The following is a 17,389-nucleotide window of genomic DNA, read 5'->3' on the forward strand; positions in this document are numbered from 1 at the left end:
CTACTCTAAGTCAACTGAACTTACTCACACTACTCTTTAACACCGCCTTGGGTTAACCCTGAAATAAACTGCTTTGATGCTAATACAAATGCAATCATTGTGGGCGCCATCATAATTAAAATACCAGCAAACATCATGTGCCATTGAATGGCATATTGTTGGTTAAATTGCTTTAGCCCTAAAGTTAATGGGTACAACTCTTCCGATTGAATAAAAATAAGAGGCAAAAAGTATTCATTCCATGCTTGCACAAACGTTAACAAAGCAATGGTAGCGAGCGCAGGTCTAATAAGCGGTAGCATAATTTTGGAATACACCGTAAAGGGCATTGCTCCATCCATAATGGCCGCTTCTTCAATTTCTTTCGATATGGTTTTAAAGAAACTCACCAATATAAATACGGCGACCGGCATCATGCTCGCACTTTGAACAAAAATAACACCCCAAAGCGAATCTAATAACCCTAACGTACGTACTGTATCGAACAAAGGCGCTAATGCTAAGCGTATAGGAATAATAACCCCAATCATAAAACATACAAAAATAAGCGTACTGCCCTTAAATGGCATTCGTGCCAACACAAAGGCCGTTGTACTAGAACAAAAAGTAACAATGACCACACTGATCAATGCGATAAAAGCTGAATTAGCAAAGTACTGCCCAAAGTTTGCATTAACCCAAGCCTTTGCAAAATTGCCCCATGTGACCGGATCAGGAAACCCAAATGGATCACGGAAAACCTGCCCTACGTTTGGTTTCAATGCATTCATAACGGCGGACAAAAAAGGGATAAGTACCACAATTGCCCAGGCAATCATTATAAACTGAACGACCAATTGTTCTTTTTTACTGAGTTTGAAAATTTTATCCATTAGAAGGCCTATTATTTATTTCGTAAGTTACGCAATGCTAAAAAAAGCGCAGCAGGCAAAATCATTAACGCAGTGACTAATCCTATCGCCGCAGCCAAGCCAAAGTTTGCATCTGAGGCTGCAACCGATGCTCCAAAAGCAGAGCGGAACAGAAAGGTACCCATAATATCTGTCGAGTAAAACGGACCGGCTTCTGGTCCCATAATCAATAAGGTGTAATCAGCGTTATTAAAAACATCGACCATCGTGATAACCGTTATGAGAATAAAGGCCGGGCCTAACACCGGAAGCACCACATTTTTAATAGACTGAAAACGGTTCGCGCCATCTAACATAGAGGCTTCTAATAAGTCGGTTCTTACCGCTAAAATACCGGATAAAATCAACATGATGGCAAAACCCATGCGGTGCCATGAATAAAACAGCGCAAGCGTAACGAGCGCCGTATCTTCTGATCCTAAAAATGGAATCGGCAAGTCTGTCACACCCGATTTAACCAACGCTGCATTCAATAGCCCTCTTGGATGAACAAATAAATCCAATAAATAAGCAACCGCTGCCCCTGCCATTGGATAAGGCAAAAAGTAGATAATTTGGTAGGTTTTACGCCCCCAGGTTTTAAAACTGAGTAGCATGGCCAAGCCAGTGCCAATTAACAAAAATGAACCAATGATTACGATAAAAAAGATGACGTTTTGAGCGAGCGCATTAAACAATTGATCTCGATAATACTCTTCACCCAATATTTTTTTAAAATTGTCTAGGCCAACAAACTTCTTTTCGCCAATGCCTGGCCAATCGACCATAGAAATGTAAAACAAGCCCATCAACGGAATAAAGTTAAAAATGCCATACAACAAAACACCCGGTGCGAGTAAAAAAGCGCGCTGAATATTCTGAATAGTTTTGAAACTGAAACGAGGTGAAGCTGTCGACTCAAGCGATGGTTGGGTGGATGCCTTACCGGAGAGCTGAGGTTTCGGGCTGCTGCTGTGTTGTTGGTTCAATTGAGTCATCTTAGGTACTTCTTTAACGCGAAAGGAAGGTATAACTAATAAAGAGTTTAGCGTAAAAAAGGGCTGCAAGATGAGCTTGCAACCCTAAACACTTTTACAATGCGCAGTTAGCAGCGCCGATGTAACCTTGGCTGTTCAGAGTTTTCTGAATTTTCTCCGCCATTTCTCTAGCGGTAGACTTTCCTGCCAGTAACTCCTGCAAGCCTGCAGCCGTTAGAGCCTGGTAAGTTGGCTCGCCGCCATTTAGTGCTGGCGTAAAAAATGGTAAACCAGGCAAAGCATTCGTACCAATTAACTTCGCGGCTTGGTTCACACGATCAACTTCAACTTTTATTTTATGAGTCGACGCGGGGATCGCTTCTACTGTATCAGCAAATAGTTGCGAGAATTCTTTGGTGGTATAGAACTCAAGCACTTTTTTGATCGCCGCTTTTTTCTCGCTATTTGGGTTATACGCAATGTGTCCATCAACGAAGCCGTAAACTTTATTGCTGGCACCTGGAATCGCCATATAACCAAGTTCAAGTGACGGGTCAATTTCGTACATAGGTGACGCAGGTGTTGCTGACCAAATACCATCGACCATCATTGCTGACGTTCCTAATGCTACACCGGTTCTCATTGCACCGTAATCATCTGCCAAAGGCGTTGGGTTTAGATACCCCTTATCTTGCCACGATTTAAAGCGCTCCATTGCATCGACATAGACATCATCCGTAAAGCAAGCCTCACCGACAACCACCTTTTGAGACCATTCATCACTGGTCATACCAGCCAAAATAGTTTCGTGCAAAACTTGATTCAAATACCAAGCATCACGACCATCCACATGCAACGGCACAATACCTTGAGATTTAAGATCAGCAAACAACGCTTCTAATTCTTCTAGGTTTTTAGGCTCTTTTTTAACTACCGCTTTGTTGTACAAAATAGACTGCATTTGCATAACAAAGGGCACTCCATATATTTTCCCATCGGCCGCGGTCGCGCCAAACAGTGCGGCATCGCCAAAGTTATCTAAGTTTATGCCTAAATCGGTCACTGGCGCAGCTACGCCTGCATCTATCCAAGGTTGAATCCATGCAGTGCCTGCTTTTGCGTGATATAGATCAGGTCGATTGGTTTGGAAATCGATACGGAGTTTAGTCTCATGCTCACCTGCACCGTTATAAACATTGGTCTTAATTTCTACACCAGGAATTAGATCGTTTTCATTGATGTAATCGAATAGAGCCTGGTCTTGTTCGCGCCATGTGTACAGCTGCAATACGGTGTCATCCGCAAATGCGAGGTTAGACGTCGCTATGGTTGCAGTGGCGACCGCAATGGCCATACCTGTTTTTAGTCGTTTCATTTTTTTGCCTCGTTTGTTGTTGTTCTGGATATTTATGAGACCAATATAATACCAATATAAATATCAGGCAACATAAAATACACTCGTAATGCCTAATAAAACCTCAAATTAAACCTAAGCTATTGATTTAAAAGGCCTTATTTTTAGTATCACCATGTATCTTTTTCGGCTCTTACCGCCAAGCCCAGTGCTGACAAAAGTGGCATCCAACGCTGTACTCGTCCATAAAAGGCACCAAACTCCCCTTTGGTATTACTATAGAAGCCCAATTCTGAGCCAGCTAAAAGACGAGGAAACATCATGTACTCTGCTTCGGTCTTGTTATGAATCAATTCACTCCATAAACACATTTGAACCCCTTTAATATTCCCTTGGTATTCGATGGGAACGCCTTTGTATGGGTCGTATTCATAAGTTGCAGCCAAGTTCACTGTGCCGGCCCAGTAGTAACCTGGGTCATCGTGCTTGGTGGTAACGGCTAAATCTAGATAACAATGCTGGGCGGGCGTCATCACAATAGAATGACCGAGCTTTGCGGCCTTTATTCCGGCATCTACACCTTGCCAAGAATAAACCCAGGTGTTGGACGAAGTTCCCTCCCCTTCCACCACTTCCTCCCAGCCGGCCATGGTTTTTCCAAAGGTCGATAAATGCTGCTCAACAACGTTAAGAAGCACACCTTGCAAGTTTTTTATCGGTTGATCGGTTTCGGCGGCCCACTGTAAAGCGGAAGGTGATCGTTGCCAAACGCCTGCCGGTATCTCATCAGACCCGATATGAAATAAGCGCCCTGGAAAGAGTTCACACCATTCCGACAGCAATGTCTTTACGATGTTCAATGTGTCGCCATAAACGGGGTTAATGACATTATCATTAAAGAATTGAACACTTTGATAAAGCGATTGATCTTCTTTTTCTTGCAGCTTGGGTAATGCTTTTAAAAGTGCACGGGCGTGCCCAGGTAAATCCATTTCAGGCACCACATTTATGCCTAACTCAGTAGCGTGATGAACAACTTGTTTTATTTGTTCTTTTGAGTAAATACCTTGATAAAGCTCACAACCGGTTCCCATCTGTGGCGGCAACGTTAAACCCGGGCCTCGTACAGAGCCTTTTTGCACTAACTCTGGAAATGCATCACTCGGCACACGCCAGCCATCATCATCGGTTAGGTGCCAATGAAATTGGTTGTAGTGGAACAACGCAAAAACGTCGAGCCACTCCTGCAATGTGGTAGCACTGAAAAAATGTCGCACTACATCAATGTGTACGCCTCTATATGAAAAGAGCGCTCCTCCTTGCATTGTTAGCGCGAACATTTCTTCATTTTTAATCAATTGAAGCAAATACTGTAAGAAAAAGGCCTGGCCTTGATAAAACCCGGCCTTTTCTCGGTAAGTTAAGTGCACACCCTCCTGAGATATATCCAGTTTAAACAAGACATCGAGCGAACCATCACATTGTGCACTGATCAACCACGCTTGATCGGTATCGCTCTCGAAGCGAAACCTTAGCTTACGGGTCATTCGCTCAAACCACCCGATTGACCATATCTCACCTTGAAAACTAATAGCTTTAGGCTTAGTCACCGTGCTTTTGTGCTCAACGACATCACATTGCGGGATAAATGCGGCTGTTTTTGATTTTTGCCAATGATTGGGTTCTGTATGACGAGTGATCTTCGCATTGGTGGTCACTTTTAAGCGGGATTCGTTATTCTCTAAGTAAACACCTTCAGGATAGTCTGTAGCTTTCGTTAAGCTTCCTTTTGCTCGAACCAATAACTTAATTTCACTCTTGGGTGTTAAAGGCTGATCAAGCAAAATTCGATGCCAGTCTCCCTGGCGTTCTATCAGCGTGCCGCCATTCAGCTGATCATCCGTAAAAGGGCTAACAAACGAAAAGCAAATATGATCATAGACCTCCTGAATACCTGGCTGCTGTGGAATGTGAATAATTAGGTCGAAATATTCGCCGTCATTTAACAGCGTAATTCCTGCATTGGTCTGCATAAAGTTGGCCCAGTGGCTGATTTTAAAAAGGTATTATATTGGTATTGTTTTCTTACTGTAAAGGTTATATTCTTAGTCCGCTTTAAAACAACCTTACTATGTAGCTCAAAACGGAAGCCATTAATGAGTTCACCTTATACACATATCATCGGCATTGATGGCGGTGGCACTCAATGCCGAACACGTATTGCAGATTTATCTGGTCAGACATTGGGAGAAGCCGTTTCCGGAAGCGCAAACATTTTTCAGAACGATTCATTGGCTTGGCATTCAGTCTCTCACAGCATCGAATTGGCATTAGAGCGAGCAAAGTTGCCTCAAGATTGCATTAAACGTTCTTATATTGTGGCTGGATTAGCGGGGGCAGAAGTTAAAAGTGCCGTAGAAAGCTTTAAAGCACACGTTCAAGGCGTAGGGCACTTGGACATTCTAACCGATGCGCAAACGGCATGCTTGGGCGCTCATCAACTCAACAACGGTGCTATTTATATTGTAGGTACTGGGACGGTAGGGCTCGCGAATCGCAATGGTAAGTGGCAAAAATTAGGGGGCTGGGGTTTTCCTTTAAATGACGAAGGGGGCGGCGCTTGGCTAGGTATGCAAGCCATTAAGCAAGCGATCAAACGGCACGACCGGCTCATTCACAGCACACCAATGACTCAAAAAGTTTGGCAACAATTTCCAGGCGGTATAGACGAGTTAGTCGCTTGGTCGCAGCACGCAAGCTCAGGTGACTATGGGAAGTTTGCGCCAATTGTTACGGAAGCATTTGCACAAGGTGATGAATTTGCCGCCTTAATCATTGAAGATCAAAAAATTATTTTAACTGAGCAAATTACCGCTTTAATCAGCGATGAATTACCGTTAAGTTTAATGGGAGGCCTCGCCAATTGGGTGAAAGCCTTACTACCAAAAACAATTCAAGAACAGATTCATGAACCAAAAGGCGATGCGTTAAACGGCGCTTTACTTTTGGCACAACAAAGGATTCAACGTGAGCATTAATGTAAAGAGCAGCCAAGAACTGCTCGATTTCATCAGACCCGACCCGACAAAACCAGGATCACTTTACACTCAATTAGCGCGTTCACTCAGCCAGGCTATTCATGAGGGCATGCTTGAAGATGGCGATTTTCTATTACCGCAAAGAGATTTGGCCGAACAATTAGGCGTGTCTCGAGTGACATTGCGAAAAGCTGTCGAAAGTTTAGTTAAAGAAGGTTTACTTGTGCAACGGCAAGGTGCTGGCACCATGGTAACCCGTGGAGTAAAGCAAAACATTCATAAGAACTTAGCCGTTCTTAACAGCTTTACCGAAGATATGCAGGCACGTGGCATGACGCCCACATCGAGCTGGGTTTCGCGTGCAACCCTTCAAGCTTCGCCAAAGGAGGCAAAGGCATTAAATTTATCGCCCGGCAGTATGGTAAGCCGCTTCACCCGTGTTCGATACGCCAGCGATACCGCCATGGCCTATGAAATTGCCAGTGTACCCGCTTACATTATCAACGACGCTAATGAAGTGGGCGAATCACTTTACGCTTACTTAGACACAAAAAAAGCACGGCCAGTAAGAGCGCTACAAACAATGACGGCTATCAATGCCGATAAAAGCGTATCGGAATCATTAAATATAGCGCCCAACGATGCGGTACTTTATATCGAACGCCAAGGCTTTGCTTTAAATGACTCACCCATAGAGTTTACACGCTCTTGGTATCGAGGCGATATTTACGATTTTGTCACTGAACTTAAATTTGATTAATGGCTTTTCAATAGGACTGAATGAATGAAGTTTGCATTAAGAGGCGCTGCTGTTTTTGATGGCTACATCACACACCAAAAATGTGCACTTCTGACACAAGGTGATTGCATTGTTTCGATCGTTCCAGAAAATAACATCCCTGAAGACTATAAGTCGATTCATTTAGACGGAGGCACAATTGCTCCTGGCTTTATTGATTTGCAGGTTAATGGTGGCGGTGGTGTGTTACTCAATAATGCACCAACGGTGGAAACATTAAATACGATGGCGGCAGGTCATGCTAAGTTTGGTGTCACTCGTATTTTACCGACGGTTATTAGTGACAAACCTAAGGTAGCGCTTAACGCGATTGAATCGGCTAAACAATGCGATAAACAACATTCAGGAATTATCGGCATTCATGTTGAAGGTCCATTTTTTAACGAAGAAAAAGCCGGAGTGCATCAATCAGAAAAGCTTAGAGTGCTTGCTGAATCGGATTGGTCGTGGATAGAGCAGCTCGCAGCGCTACCGTCCATTTTAACTCTGGCTCCTGAAAAAATAGACAACAAAGATATTCAACGAATTGATGAGTTAGGCATACGTGTTTGCGCGGGTCATACCAACGCCACCTACAGTCAAGTAGAAGAGGCCCACAAGCATGGTCTTAGCGGCTTCACACATTTGTTTAATGCTATGAGCCAGCTGCAAGGACGAGAACCCGGAGTCGTTGGAGCAGCATTATCACTTTCGCAAACATGGGCAGGGCTCATCGCCGATGGTATTCATGCACACCCGGCCTCTATGTTAGCGGCGATCAAATCAAAAGGCTATGAACATATTTTCTTAGTCAGCGACTCTATGGCGAATATAGGTACCGATAAAAAAACTTTTGAATTGTATGGCGAAATGATAGAGGAACGAGATGGCCGATTAGTAAACTCAAAAGGTAATCTCGCTGGCAGCGCTATTTCATTATTAGACGCAGTGAAGTATTGCATCAACACGTTACAACTTCCTGCTGAACAAGCACTCGCAATGGCCAGCCGAGTACCAGCCACATTCATGAAATTGAACAATCGGTATGGCACTTTTAAGCCTGGATTTACCAGCGATATTTGTTGGTTAGATAATGACTGGAACTGCGCAGGCGTTTGGCGCGCCGGCCAAAAAATATAGAGTTACCATAACTTATGAGAGTAGTTATTTTAGAAAATGCAAAAGCGGTTGCAAACTTTGGGGCAGATAAAATTGCATCGCTCATAAAAACTAAGCCTCAATGTACTTTAGGGCTGGCGACCGGCAGCACGCCCATTAAGTTGTATCAACAACTCATAGAGCAATACAAATCTCAGCAACTTTCATTTAGTGACGTATCAACATTTAACTTAGATGAGTACCTAGGTTTAGACGGTTTACACCCACAAAGTTACCGCTACTTTATGAATGAAAATTTATTTGACCACATAGATATAGATAAAAGAAATACCTATGTTCCCATTGGCAACACCAGCCACCCTGATCAAGCTTGTTTTGAGTTTGAGCAAACGTTAAAAAGCAAAGGCGGCGTTGATCTTCAGTTGCTGGGGATAGGTAGAAACGGCCACATTGGTTTTAACGAACCAAGCTCTAGTTTGACCAGTCGCACTCGTGTAAAAACGTTAACTGAAGACACCATAAACGCGAATAAACGTTTTTTTAAGAAGGAAGAGTTTCAGCCCCATTTAGCGATCACGATGGGCATCGGCACAATTTCAGAAGCAAGGGAAGTGTTACTTCTCGCAACTGGGTATGATAAAGCCGATGCCATTCAGAATGCCGTTGAAGGACCACTTGCCGCTCGATGCCCAGCTTCTATTTTACAATTACACCCAAATGTCACCTTTGTTATCGATGAAAAAGCCGCGCAGAAATTACAAGATATTGCATTTTATAAACATATTGAGCGTGAGAATATGAGATTGAAAGAAAGAACGGCGCGTTAAGCGCCGCTTGTTTCGGGTAAGGTCAAAAGATGAGCTACTCGTTTTTCGAACTCGCAGCCCATAGCGCCAAACTAGCAACTATTTTTTATACCCATCTGGGTTCTGACTTTGCCAGCGCCATGAATCTTTCATCATTTGTTCTAGCCCTCGGCTAGCTTCCCAGCCTAGTGTTTCCTTTGCAAAGCTTGCATCGGCATAACAGCAAGCAATATCGCCTGGGCGACGAGCGACAATTTTAAAAGGCACTTCTTTTTGTGACGCTTGCTCAAATGCTTTAACCATGTCGAGTACGCTGTAGCCTTGCCCAGTTCCCAAACTATAAGCGACACAACCCTCTTGCTTATCTAAATGATCCAAAGCTTTTAAGTGACCACTGGCAAGATCAACCACGTGTATATAATCGCGAACTCCGGTGCCATCTGGCGTGTTGTAATCATCACCAAAAACGGAGAGTTGCTCGCGCTTGCCAATAGCGACTTGTGCAATAAAAGGCAAAAGATTATTCGGTATACCGTTAGGGTCTTCCCCAATGCGGCCACTTTCATGTGCGCCGACGGGGTTAAAGTAACGCAATAACGCAATTTTCCACTGCGAATCTGAAGCGGCTAAATCTCGACAGATATCTTCGACCATTAACTTTGAACGGCCGTATGGGTTTGTCGCACTTAACGGGAAATCTTCTTTAATAGGCACTGTGTGTGGATCGCCGTAAACCGTGGCCGATGAACTAAACACAAATTTAAAAATGTTAAACTGCTTCATCACCTGCAGTAAATTAACTGTGCCCCATACATTGTTTTCATAATAATCTAGCGGGATCTCTGTGCTTTCGCCGACGGCTTTTAAACCAGCAAAATGAATAACCGATTCAATAGTATGCTGTTGAAATACTCGCTCCAACACGGCTTTGTCTCGAATATCACCTTCTATCAGCGTCACAGCTTTGCCTGTGATGTCTTTCACACGATTCAATGATTCGGCTGAACTGTTAGAAAAGTTATCTAATACAACCACCGATTGACCGGCCTGTAATAGCTCTAAAACGGTATGGCTGCCGATATAACCTGCGCCACCTGTCACTAACACTGCCATAAAATGCTCCTTGTTTTATGATTCCATAGCTTAACTTTGAAAACGATATCAGGCAAATTAATCACCCTCAGCTTATTCTGTAAGAGGCGCAACGCTTAGCCGCACAAAGGCACGCCACTTTTCCGACTGCCAACGAATAATCATTATAATGCCTCGTGCCCATTCGTCCATGGCCACCCCGAGCCAAACACCGAGAACGCCTAGCCCCCAGTGAATACCAAAAAGATAGCTGAACAACACGCCCACTCCCCACATACTTAGGATGCCCATTTTTACAGGAAACATAACATCGCCAGTGCCTTTTAATGCGGAAATAACAATGAGATTTAGTGCTCTGGCAGGTTCTAATGCTAAAGCTGCTATTAAAAGTACTCCAATTAACTTAACGGTTTCTGGGTCTTCAGTGAAATAACCTGCGATAGGTTCGCGCGCTGCAATGAACATAACAACCAAAAGGGTTGAGACAGTAATCCCAACTTGCCAGTACCGATGTACGTTTGCTTTAAGCTCATCAAAGCGACTCTGCCCCACAAAATAAGAAGCCATAATTTGCGCGCCGTTACCCAATGACATTGCAAACACAAATACAAATCTTGATAAGTTCTGTGCAATTGCTACGGCAGCCAGAGCCGCCGTGCCAAACCCCGCCACCATAAACATGATGGCAAGCTGCGCTAAGTTATAAGAAAGCCCTTCACCCGCATTAGGTAAGCCTAATCTTAATATTTCTTTAAAGCGCACAAAATCAAGCTTAAAGCTGCTTCGAATAGAAAACCCGATATTGTGGTGGCGAACGATCCACCAACACAGCAACGCACCAACTAACTGACTAAAAACTGTTGAAATAGCAACACCAACGACACCAAATACGGGTAACCCCATGAATCCAAATAAAGCGATATAATTTCCGATTACATTCAGCGCACCGGAAATTAATTGAATAGCCATGGGCGACTTACTAAAGCCATGCGCGCGTAAAACGGTTGAGAAGTAGATACTCAATGATAAGCCAACCGATAGACCGCCGGTAATCGTTAAGTATTGCAAAGCAAAAATATGGACCTGAGGCTCTAATCGATATAGCAGCAACAAGGGCTCTGCACCTAAGTAGAATCCTAGGCCAATGATCGCCGCCATAATTAACGCTAATAAAAAACCGACGTGTGAAAATGCTAATGCTTCTGAACGATTCTTTGCGCCAAGGTTCTGCCCTATTAAAATGGCGCAGCCAGAAGAAATGATCATATAGGCAATCACCATAAAAAAGACAAAGTGCCCAGTTAGCCCCACCGCAGCCACCGCCTCTTCTGAGAACCGCGCTAACATCACGACATCAATCGTCATCATACTCATGCGTAACAAATGCTCGATAAAAATCGGCCAAACGATGGTGCGGATATTCATGCGGTTATCTAATGAAGATGTGGGCAAGGTAAAGCCTTTTTTTAAGCTGCAAGTTTGTAGCTTCAAGTTAGAAGCGGGTGAAAAGACGATTATAGCATGGTTGATTGTTCTGAGCTGCGGGCTTCGGGTTAGTTAAAAACATTTAAGCCTTCGCGGCTTCGCTTTGCTTTGCGCGCTCCTACTTGATTGCGGTGCTTAAGGTTAGCTTTGGTGGGTGGCTTTGCTGGAGTGGGCATCTGAGCCAAGGATGGCGAAGTTGAGCGGCGCAAGGATGCGCGAACAGCGACCCGCGGATGTAAAGCCAGCCACCAAAGCGGGTTGTGGTTTTATGTTTTAGGCTGCGGGCTTCGGGCTGCGGGTTAGGTCAAAACATTTAAACCTTCGCGGCTTCGCTTTGCTTTGCGCGCTCCTACTTGATTGCGGTGCTTAAGGTTAGCTTTGGTGGGTGGCTTTGCTGGAGCGGGCATCTGAGCCAAGGATGGCGAAGTTGAGCGGCGCAAGGATGCGCGAACAGCGACCCGCGGAAGTAAAGCCAGCCACCAAAGCGGGTTGTGGTTTTATGTTTTAGGCTGCGGGCTGCGGGCTGCAGGCTGCAGGCTGCAGGCTAGGTCAAAATATTTAACAATCGCGGCTTTGCTGGCAAAGATAGCGGCCATAAAAAAACCCGCACGAGGCGGGTTTTTAGGATCAATCGTACGATTATGCTAAAGAAGCTTTCGCTTGCTCTGCAATCGCTGCAAATACAGCTTTATCGTGTACAGCAATGTCTGCTAGTACTTTACGGTCGATCTCGATGTCTGCCTTTTTAAGACCGTTAATGAACTTGCTGTAAGACAAGCCATTTACACGAGCTTCGGCATTAATTCGAGCAATCCACAACGCGCGGAACTGACGCTTACGCTGACGACGGTCACGGTAAGCATACTGACCTGCTTTGATAACCGCTTGCTTAGCTACACGGAAAACTCGTGAACGAGCACCATAGTAACCTTTTGCTAACTTTAAAATTTTCTTGTGACGCTTACGAGCCACTACACCGCGTTTAACACGTGCCATAATTTAATTCTCCTAATAAAAAGCGGTTTAGATGTAAGGAAGCATACGCTTAATAAGCGGCTTATCTGCATCTGCAATTTGCAACATTCCACGCAATTGGCGGATACGCTTACTGCTTTTCTTAGTTAGAATATGGCTACGGTGCGACTGCTTGTGTTTAAAGCCGTTCGCAGTTTTTCTGAAACGCTTTTTAGCGCTCGAATTACTTTTCATCTTTGGCATTTTCAATCTCCAGATTTACTTCATTTACCGTTTCACATTCGTTAGCGGGTGTTTCAGTTACCCTACTTTGCCCCGAAGTTACCGGTTGCCTTTAAAACTAAAAAACGGCTGTCCGAAGACGGCCGTTTTGCTAAACCAGCGGTTGCCCACTGGGTTTACAGCTTTTTGAGCTGTAAATTACTTCTTCTTAGAAGGCGCTAAGACCATGGTTAACTGTCGACCTTCCATTTTAGGACGTAATTCAACAGTTGCATAATCTTCCAAGTCGGTTTCTACGCGCTTCAACAACTCCATTCCGAGTTCTTGATGGGCCATTTCACGGCCACGGAAGCGTAAAGTGATCTTGGTTTTATTGCCTTCTTCAAGGAAACGGATCAGGTTACGTAACTTAACGTTATAGTCACCAATGTCCGTATTCGGGCGGAATTTAATTTCCTTAACCTGTACTTGAGACTGCTTCTTCTTCGCGGCGGCTTTAGACTTTTTCTCTTCATAGAGTTTTTTGCCCAAATCCATGATTTTAGCCACGATTGGATCGGCGTTAGAGATTTGAACTAGCTCTAACCCCGCAGCTTTAGCTAGGTTTATCGCCTCATCTAAAGGTGTAATACCAAGCTGCTCTCCAGTTTCAGAAATTAAACGAACTTCCGCTGCTTCGATCTGGTCATTAATGACGTGTCGGCTATTAGCTTTAGCCGCTCTCGCGTTGCGTTTTATAACTTATTCTCCGTTCTGGTTAATAATTCTACCTTTACGAGCCACATCGGCACGTAATAGGTCGCTAAATTCATCGTAAGTCATTACACCAAGGTCTTCACCTTCGCGTGTACGAACAGCAACCTTACCGTTCTCGACTTCTTTGTCTCCAATTACAATTAAGTAAGGGACACGCTGAATTGTATGCTCGCGGATTTTAAAGCCGATCTTCTCATTTCTCAAGTCAGCTTTGGCTCTAAAACCATCTTTTTCGAGTTTTTCGGCGATTAATTGCACATTTTCTGCCTGAGCATCGGTAATATTGCAAATAACCGCCTGCGTTGGCGCTAACCAAGCGGGCATTGCACCTGCATATTGCTCGATTAAAATGCCAATGAATCGCTCGAAGCTACCTACTATAGCACGATGAAGCATCACTGGCGTCTGTCTTTCGCCATGCTCATCAACAAATTGTGCATCTAAACGGCCTGGCATTGAGAAATCGACCTGAATCGTACCGCACTGCCACAACCTACCAAGGCTATCTTTAAGTGTAAACTCAATTTTAGGGCCGTAAAAGGCACCTTCACCTGGTAAAATTGACCACTCTTTGCCAGTAGCATCAAGGGCTTCTTTTAAAGCGGCTTCTGCTTTATCCCATACAGCATCATCACCCACACGCTGTTCAGGGCGAGTAGATAGCTTGAGGATGTAATCGTCGTAGCCAAAGTCTTTATAAACTTCGTCTAGCATACCAATAAATGATGACACTTCCGATTGAATCTGATCTTCAGCACAGAAGATGTGTGCATCGTCCTGTACAAATCCACGTACACGCATAATGCCGTGCAACGCGCCAGAGGCTTCATCTCGGTGGCAAGAACCAAACTCCGCTAAACGCAACGGTAAATCACGGTAGCTCTTTAAGCCTTGGTTAAACACCTGTACGTGACAAGGACAGTTCATTGGCTTCACGGCGTTATCACGAGATTCGCTGTGCGTCGTGAACATGCTGTCTTGGAATTTATCCCAATGACCAGAACGCTCCCACAAAGATCGGTCAACGATCATTGGCGTTTTAATTTCATCGTAGCCATGCTTGCGCTGTTTCTCACGCATGTATTGCTCGATTACTTGATAAATAGTCCAGCCATTAGGGTGCCAAAATACCATGCCCGGTGCGTCTTCTTGCAAATGGAAGAGATCGAGTTTTTTACCAATTTTACGGTGGTCACGCTTTTCGGCTTCTTCTAAGAAGTTTAAATGTGCTTTTAATTGCTTTTTATCGGCCCATGCCGTGCCATAAATACGCTGTAACTGCTTATTTTGGCTATCGCCACGCCAGTAGGCACCAGATATACGCATTAGTTTAAAGAACTGACAGAACTTCATGTTTGGCACATGCGGGCCACGGCACATATCAACGTACTCTTCGTGATGATACAAACCAGGGCGATCATCTTTGCTGATATTTTGCTCTAAGATTTCTTTTTTGTAAGGCTCATCACGCTCGGTGAAAACGTCGTGCGCTTCTTGCCAGCTGACGGCTTTTTTCACAACCTGATAGTTGGTTTTAGCCAACTTCATCATGTGTTTTTCAAGCGCGTCTAAATCTTCCTCAGTGAGGCGGTGCTCCATATCGATATCGTAATAGAAGCCGTTTTCAATGGTTGGACCAATCGCCATTTTGGCATCTGGATACAACTGCTTGATAGCATGACCGATTAAATGCGCACAAGAGTGACGGATAATTTCTAAGCCATCGTCATCTTTCGGCGTGATAATTTGAATATCGGAATCTTCGGTCACTAAATCACATGCATCAACACGCTCACCATTAATACGGCCGGCTAACGTATTGCGCGCCAAACCTGGGCCAATATCTTCGGCAATTTGCATAATAGAAACGGGTTGATCGAACTCGCGCTTTGAACCATCTGGTAAAGTAATAACTGGCATTGCAGTCTCCTTCAGTGGTGACCCCTACCAAGGGCCACGTGTTGGATGTAAATTTGAATAATATTGGAATACGGTTAGCGCCTACCCTTACGAAGGGACCGCACGTTAACCATAAAGCGAAAAATTTACGCTCAAGATTGAAACTATAGCATAACAACCTGGCCGTTTGTAACCGCGAAACTCGCAAGAATGGAGCGAATAGAGGGCAATTCGGACTACTTTAATTTGATGCCAACCGCGCTAATTTGATCGTCTGTAATTTCACGTACAATTAAGGTCACACTGCCCAGCTTCACTTGATCCCCTACCACCGGTTTTCCATGAAATTGCTGTAAAATGTAACCTTTAACGGTTTGGTTCTCGATCTGTTCCTCTATGTCTAAGCCATAGACTGAAGCAATGTCTGCCAATGTAGCGGTAGGTTGCAAAGTAAATTCACCAAAGAATCGGTTTGCATCTAACTGAGCATTGTGAGCTTCCGGTGCGAATGCACGACCCAATACCGCTCTGGCATTGCCACCGGCTAAAAACAAAACTCGATCGCCTACGTTTAATCGTTGACCTTTAGATGGGTTCAGCAAGACTCCTTTGCGGATAACGCCTATCATTTGACTGCCTTCGATACTGGGTAAATGTAAAGGATCGCTTGCTTGAACTTGGCTGCCGGCAAGTACGGGGTAAACTAAGAGCTCTTTGTCAGAAACATCAGGCAACGTTAAGTGCACGTAATCAGGCTGACTGGCCGTTACGGGCACTTTAATCTTCAACCATTTAGCCACAGGAGCAATGGTCCAGCCTTGAACCACCAATGAAATTAACACCACAAAAAAGACCAACTCAAAGTACATTTGTGAAGTATTTAAACCGGCCAAATAGGGAAACAACGCTAAAATTATCGGTACCGCGCCGCGAAGACCACACCAACTAATAAACACTTGCTCACGCCAAGGGAAATGAAAGGGCAACAATGAAATGAACACGGCAATTGGACGAGCGACAAAAATAAGCACGGCAGCAATGCCTAAAGCAGGAACAACAATGGGTAATAATTCACTGGGTGTTACCAGCATGCCCAGCATTAAGAACATCCCTATTTGGCTTAGCCAAGCAACGCCATCGCTAAAACTATGAATGTCGCTACTGTAGGTCAATGGCTTATTGCCAATAATCACGCCCATGATAAAGATGGCAAGAAAACCACTGCCACCCCACATCATTGTTACACCAAACAAACTCATGGCACCGGCCAGTGCCAATAAAGGGTACGACGACGACGGCAAATGCACTCGCCGAAGCGTTTCAACCAAACAATAGCCCCCTGCAAAGCCAACGGCCATACCTAACCCCATCTGCTGAAGCAACTCACTCGCAATCGTCCAACCTTGATCGCCACTGTCGCCTAACATAAGCAATTCGACCAAAGTGATGGTTAAGAAAATAGCCATAGGATCGTTAGAGCCCGACTCAATCTCTAACGTTGCGCTGGTACGTTCTTTGAGCTCAACACCGGCATTTCGAATAAGACCAAACACCGCCGCAGCATCTGTAGAACCTACAATAGCCCCGATTAAAAACCCTTCTAAAACACTCACATTTAAAATAAAGTGCGCGGCTAATCCTGTAAAAGCGGCGGTTCCCAATACACCGACCGTAGCCAGAGATAGCGCGGGCTTTAAGCTAACGCGAAAACTGTCTTTTCTGGTACCCAATCCGCCATCAAAAATAATAATCGCTAAGGCAATATGCCCCAATAAAAAGGCGATGTTAAAATCATTAAACTCAACGCCAATAATGCCATCTTCACCAACCAACATACCCAATACCAGAAACACCAATAAAATTGGCGCACCGGTACGATGCGTAAAAAAGCTGGCGACTACACTTATGAACGCTAATGTGGCAGCGCCAAAAATATAGAGATAAGTCAGTTCAACAGTCACTATTGTTCCTTAATCAATTTAGGGCTTACCCAAATAT

The 17,389-nt window shown here is 44.3% G+C and carries 18 protein-coding genes; 6 read left to right on the forward strand and 12 right to left on the reverse strand.

Annotated elements, in window-relative coordinates:
• Positions 1 to 29: 29 nt before the first annotated feature.
• The 4 genes from QWZ13_RS16165 to QWZ13_RS16180 form a co-directional block, all read right to left on the reverse strand.
• A complete protein-coding gene (locus QWZ13_RS16165; protein WP_290282684.1) occupies positions 30 to 872 on the reverse strand; it encodes a carbohydrate ABC transporter permease in 843 nt (280 codons plus the stop codon).
• 11 nt (positions 873 to 883) lie between these two features.
• Positions 884 to 1,957 (reverse strand): carbohydrate ABC transporter permease, encoded by a 1,074-nt coding sequence (locus QWZ13_RS16170; protein WP_290282685.1) that lies wholly within the window; start codon positions 1,955 to 1,957, stop codon positions 884 to 886.
• A 25-nt stretch (positions 1,958 to 1,982) separates the two neighbouring features.
• Positions 1,983 to 3,221: an ABC transporter substrate-binding protein gene (locus tag QWZ13_RS16175; protein ID WP_290283395.1), complete on the reverse strand. Its 1,239-nt coding sequence runs from the start codon at positions 3,219 to 3,221 to the stop codon at positions 1,983 to 1,985.
• A 170-nt stretch (positions 3,222 to 3,391) separates the two neighbouring features.
• Positions 3,392 to 5,254: a beta-N-acetylhexosaminidase gene (locus QWZ13_RS16180; RefSeq protein ID WP_290282686.1), complete on the reverse strand. Its 1,863-nt coding sequence runs from the start codon at positions 5,252 to 5,254 to the stop codon at positions 3,392 to 3,394.
• Between the two features lie 12 nt (positions 5,255 to 5,266).
• Here QWZ13_RS16180 and QWZ13_RS16185 point away from each other — a divergent pair, with 12 nt between their 5' ends.
• From QWZ13_RS16185 to nagB, 4 genes are read left to right on the forward strand one after another with little or no spacing between them, the layout of a single operon-like run.
• Complete coding sequence (locus QWZ13_RS16185; protein WP_290282687.1) at positions 5,267 to 6,259, forward strand: glucosamine kinase nucleotide-binding domain-containing protein; 993 nt, start codon at positions 5,267 to 5,269, stop codon at positions 6,257 to 6,259.
• Positions 6,249 to 7,019, forward strand: coding sequence for a GntR family transcriptional regulator (locus tag QWZ13_RS16190; protein ID WP_290282689.1), 771 nt, complete (start codon positions 6,249 to 6,251; stop codon positions 7,017 to 7,019). Before QWZ13_RS16185 ends, QWZ13_RS16190 begins: the two co-directional genes overlap by 11 nt.
• 24 nt (positions 7,020 to 7,043) lie before the next feature.
• Entirely contained in the window at positions 7,044 to 8,177 is a 1,134-nt protein-coding gene (gene nagA / locus QWZ13_RS16195) for an N-acetylglucosamine-6-phosphate deacetylase (RefSeq protein ID WP_290282690.1), read from the forward strand.
• Positions 8,178 to 8,191: 14 nt separating this feature from the next.
• Positions 8,192 to 8,983 (forward strand): glucosamine-6-phosphate deaminase, encoded by a 792-nt coding sequence (gene nagB, locus QWZ13_RS16200; protein ID WP_290282691.1) that lies wholly within the window; start codon positions 8,192 to 8,194, stop codon positions 8,981 to 8,983.
• A gap of 78 nt (positions 8,984 to 9,061) precedes the next feature.
• Here nagB and galE read toward each other — a convergent pair whose 3' ends face one another.
• Together galE and QWZ13_RS16210 are read right to left on the reverse strand one after the other, a co-directional pair.
• Positions 9,062 to 10,075: a UDP-glucose 4-epimerase GalE gene (gene galE, locus QWZ13_RS16205; protein ID WP_290282692.1), complete on the reverse strand. Its 1,014-nt coding sequence runs from the start codon at positions 10,073 to 10,075 to the stop codon at positions 9,062 to 9,064.
• Between the two features lie 72 nt (positions 10,076 to 10,147).
• The gene (locus tag QWZ13_RS16210; RefSeq protein ID WP_290282693.1) at positions 10,148 to 11,506 is read right to left on the reverse strand and encodes an MATE family efflux transporter; all 1,359 of its coding nucleotides are present in this window, start codon (positions 11,504 to 11,506) and stop codon (positions 10,148 to 10,150) included.
• Here QWZ13_RS16210 and QWZ13_RS16215 point away from each other — a divergent pair.
• On the forward strand, positions 11,478 to 11,615 hold the full coding sequence (locus tag QWZ13_RS16215) for a hypothetical protein (protein ID WP_290282694.1): 138 nt from the start codon (positions 11,478 to 11,480) through the stop codon (positions 11,613 to 11,615). The two genes, QWZ13_RS16210 and QWZ13_RS16215, sit on opposite strands and share 29 nt — an antisense overlap.
• A gap of 563 nt (positions 11,616 to 12,178) precedes the next feature.
• Here QWZ13_RS16215 and rplT read toward each other — a convergent pair.
• Both rplT and rpmI read right to left on the reverse strand, forming a co-directional pair.
• Complete coding sequence (rplT, locus tag QWZ13_RS16220) at positions 12,179 to 12,535, reverse strand: 50S ribosomal protein L20 (protein WP_216000022.1); 357 nt, start codon at positions 12,533 to 12,535, stop codon at positions 12,179 to 12,181.
• Positions 12,536 to 12,562: 27 nt separating this feature from the next.
• Positions 12,563 to 12,757, reverse strand: a complete 195-nt coding sequence (gene rpmI / locus QWZ13_RS16225; protein ID WP_216000021.1) for a 50S ribosomal protein L35 — start codon at positions 12,755 to 12,757, stop codon at positions 12,563 to 12,565.
• A gap of 48 nt (positions 12,758 to 12,805) precedes the next feature.
• Here rpmI and QWZ13_RS16230 point away from each other — a divergent pair, with 48 nt between their 5' ends.
• Positions 12,806 to 12,958 (forward strand): hypothetical protein, encoded by a 153-nt coding sequence (locus tag QWZ13_RS16230; protein ID WP_290282695.1) that lies wholly within the window; start codon positions 12,806 to 12,808, stop codon positions 12,956 to 12,958.
• Here QWZ13_RS16230 and infC read toward each other — a convergent pair.
• The 4 genes from infC to QWZ13_RS16250 are packed head-to-tail and all read right to left on the reverse strand — an operon-like array spanning position 12,935 to position 17,352.
• Positions 12,935 to 13,474 carry a translation initiation factor IF-3 gene (gene infC / locus QWZ13_RS16235; RefSeq protein WP_216000155.1) on the reverse strand — a complete coding sequence of 180 codons (540 nt, stop codon included), beginning with the start codon at positions 13,472 to 13,474 and terminating at the stop codon, positions 12,935 to 12,937. The genes QWZ13_RS16230 and infC overlap by 24 nt on opposite strands.
• Before the next feature lie 3 nt (positions 13,475 to 13,477).
• Positions 13,478 to 15,352, reverse strand: coding sequence for a threonine--tRNA ligase (gene thrS, locus QWZ13_RS16240; RefSeq protein WP_290283397.1), 1,875 nt, complete (start codon positions 15,350 to 15,352; stop codon positions 13,478 to 13,480).
• On the reverse strand, positions 15,291 to 15,599 hold the full coding sequence (locus tag QWZ13_RS16245) for a hypothetical protein (RefSeq protein ID WP_290282696.1): 309 nt from the start codon (positions 15,597 to 15,599) through the stop codon (positions 15,291 to 15,293). Before QWZ13_RS16245 ends, thrS begins: the two co-directional genes overlap by 62 nt.
• Before the next feature lie 28 nt (positions 15,600 to 15,627).
• The gene (locus tag QWZ13_RS16250) at positions 15,628 to 17,352 is read right to left on the reverse strand and encodes a potassium/proton antiporter (protein WP_290282697.1); all 1,725 of its coding nucleotides are present in this window, start codon (positions 17,350 to 17,352) and stop codon (positions 15,628 to 15,630) included.
• Positions 17,353 to 17,389: the final 37 nt, after the last annotated feature.

The organism is Reinekea marina (assembly GCF_030409715.1).
Classification (GTDB): Bacteria; Pseudomonadota; Gammaproteobacteria; order Pseudomonadales; family Natronospirillaceae; genus Reinekea; species Reinekea marina.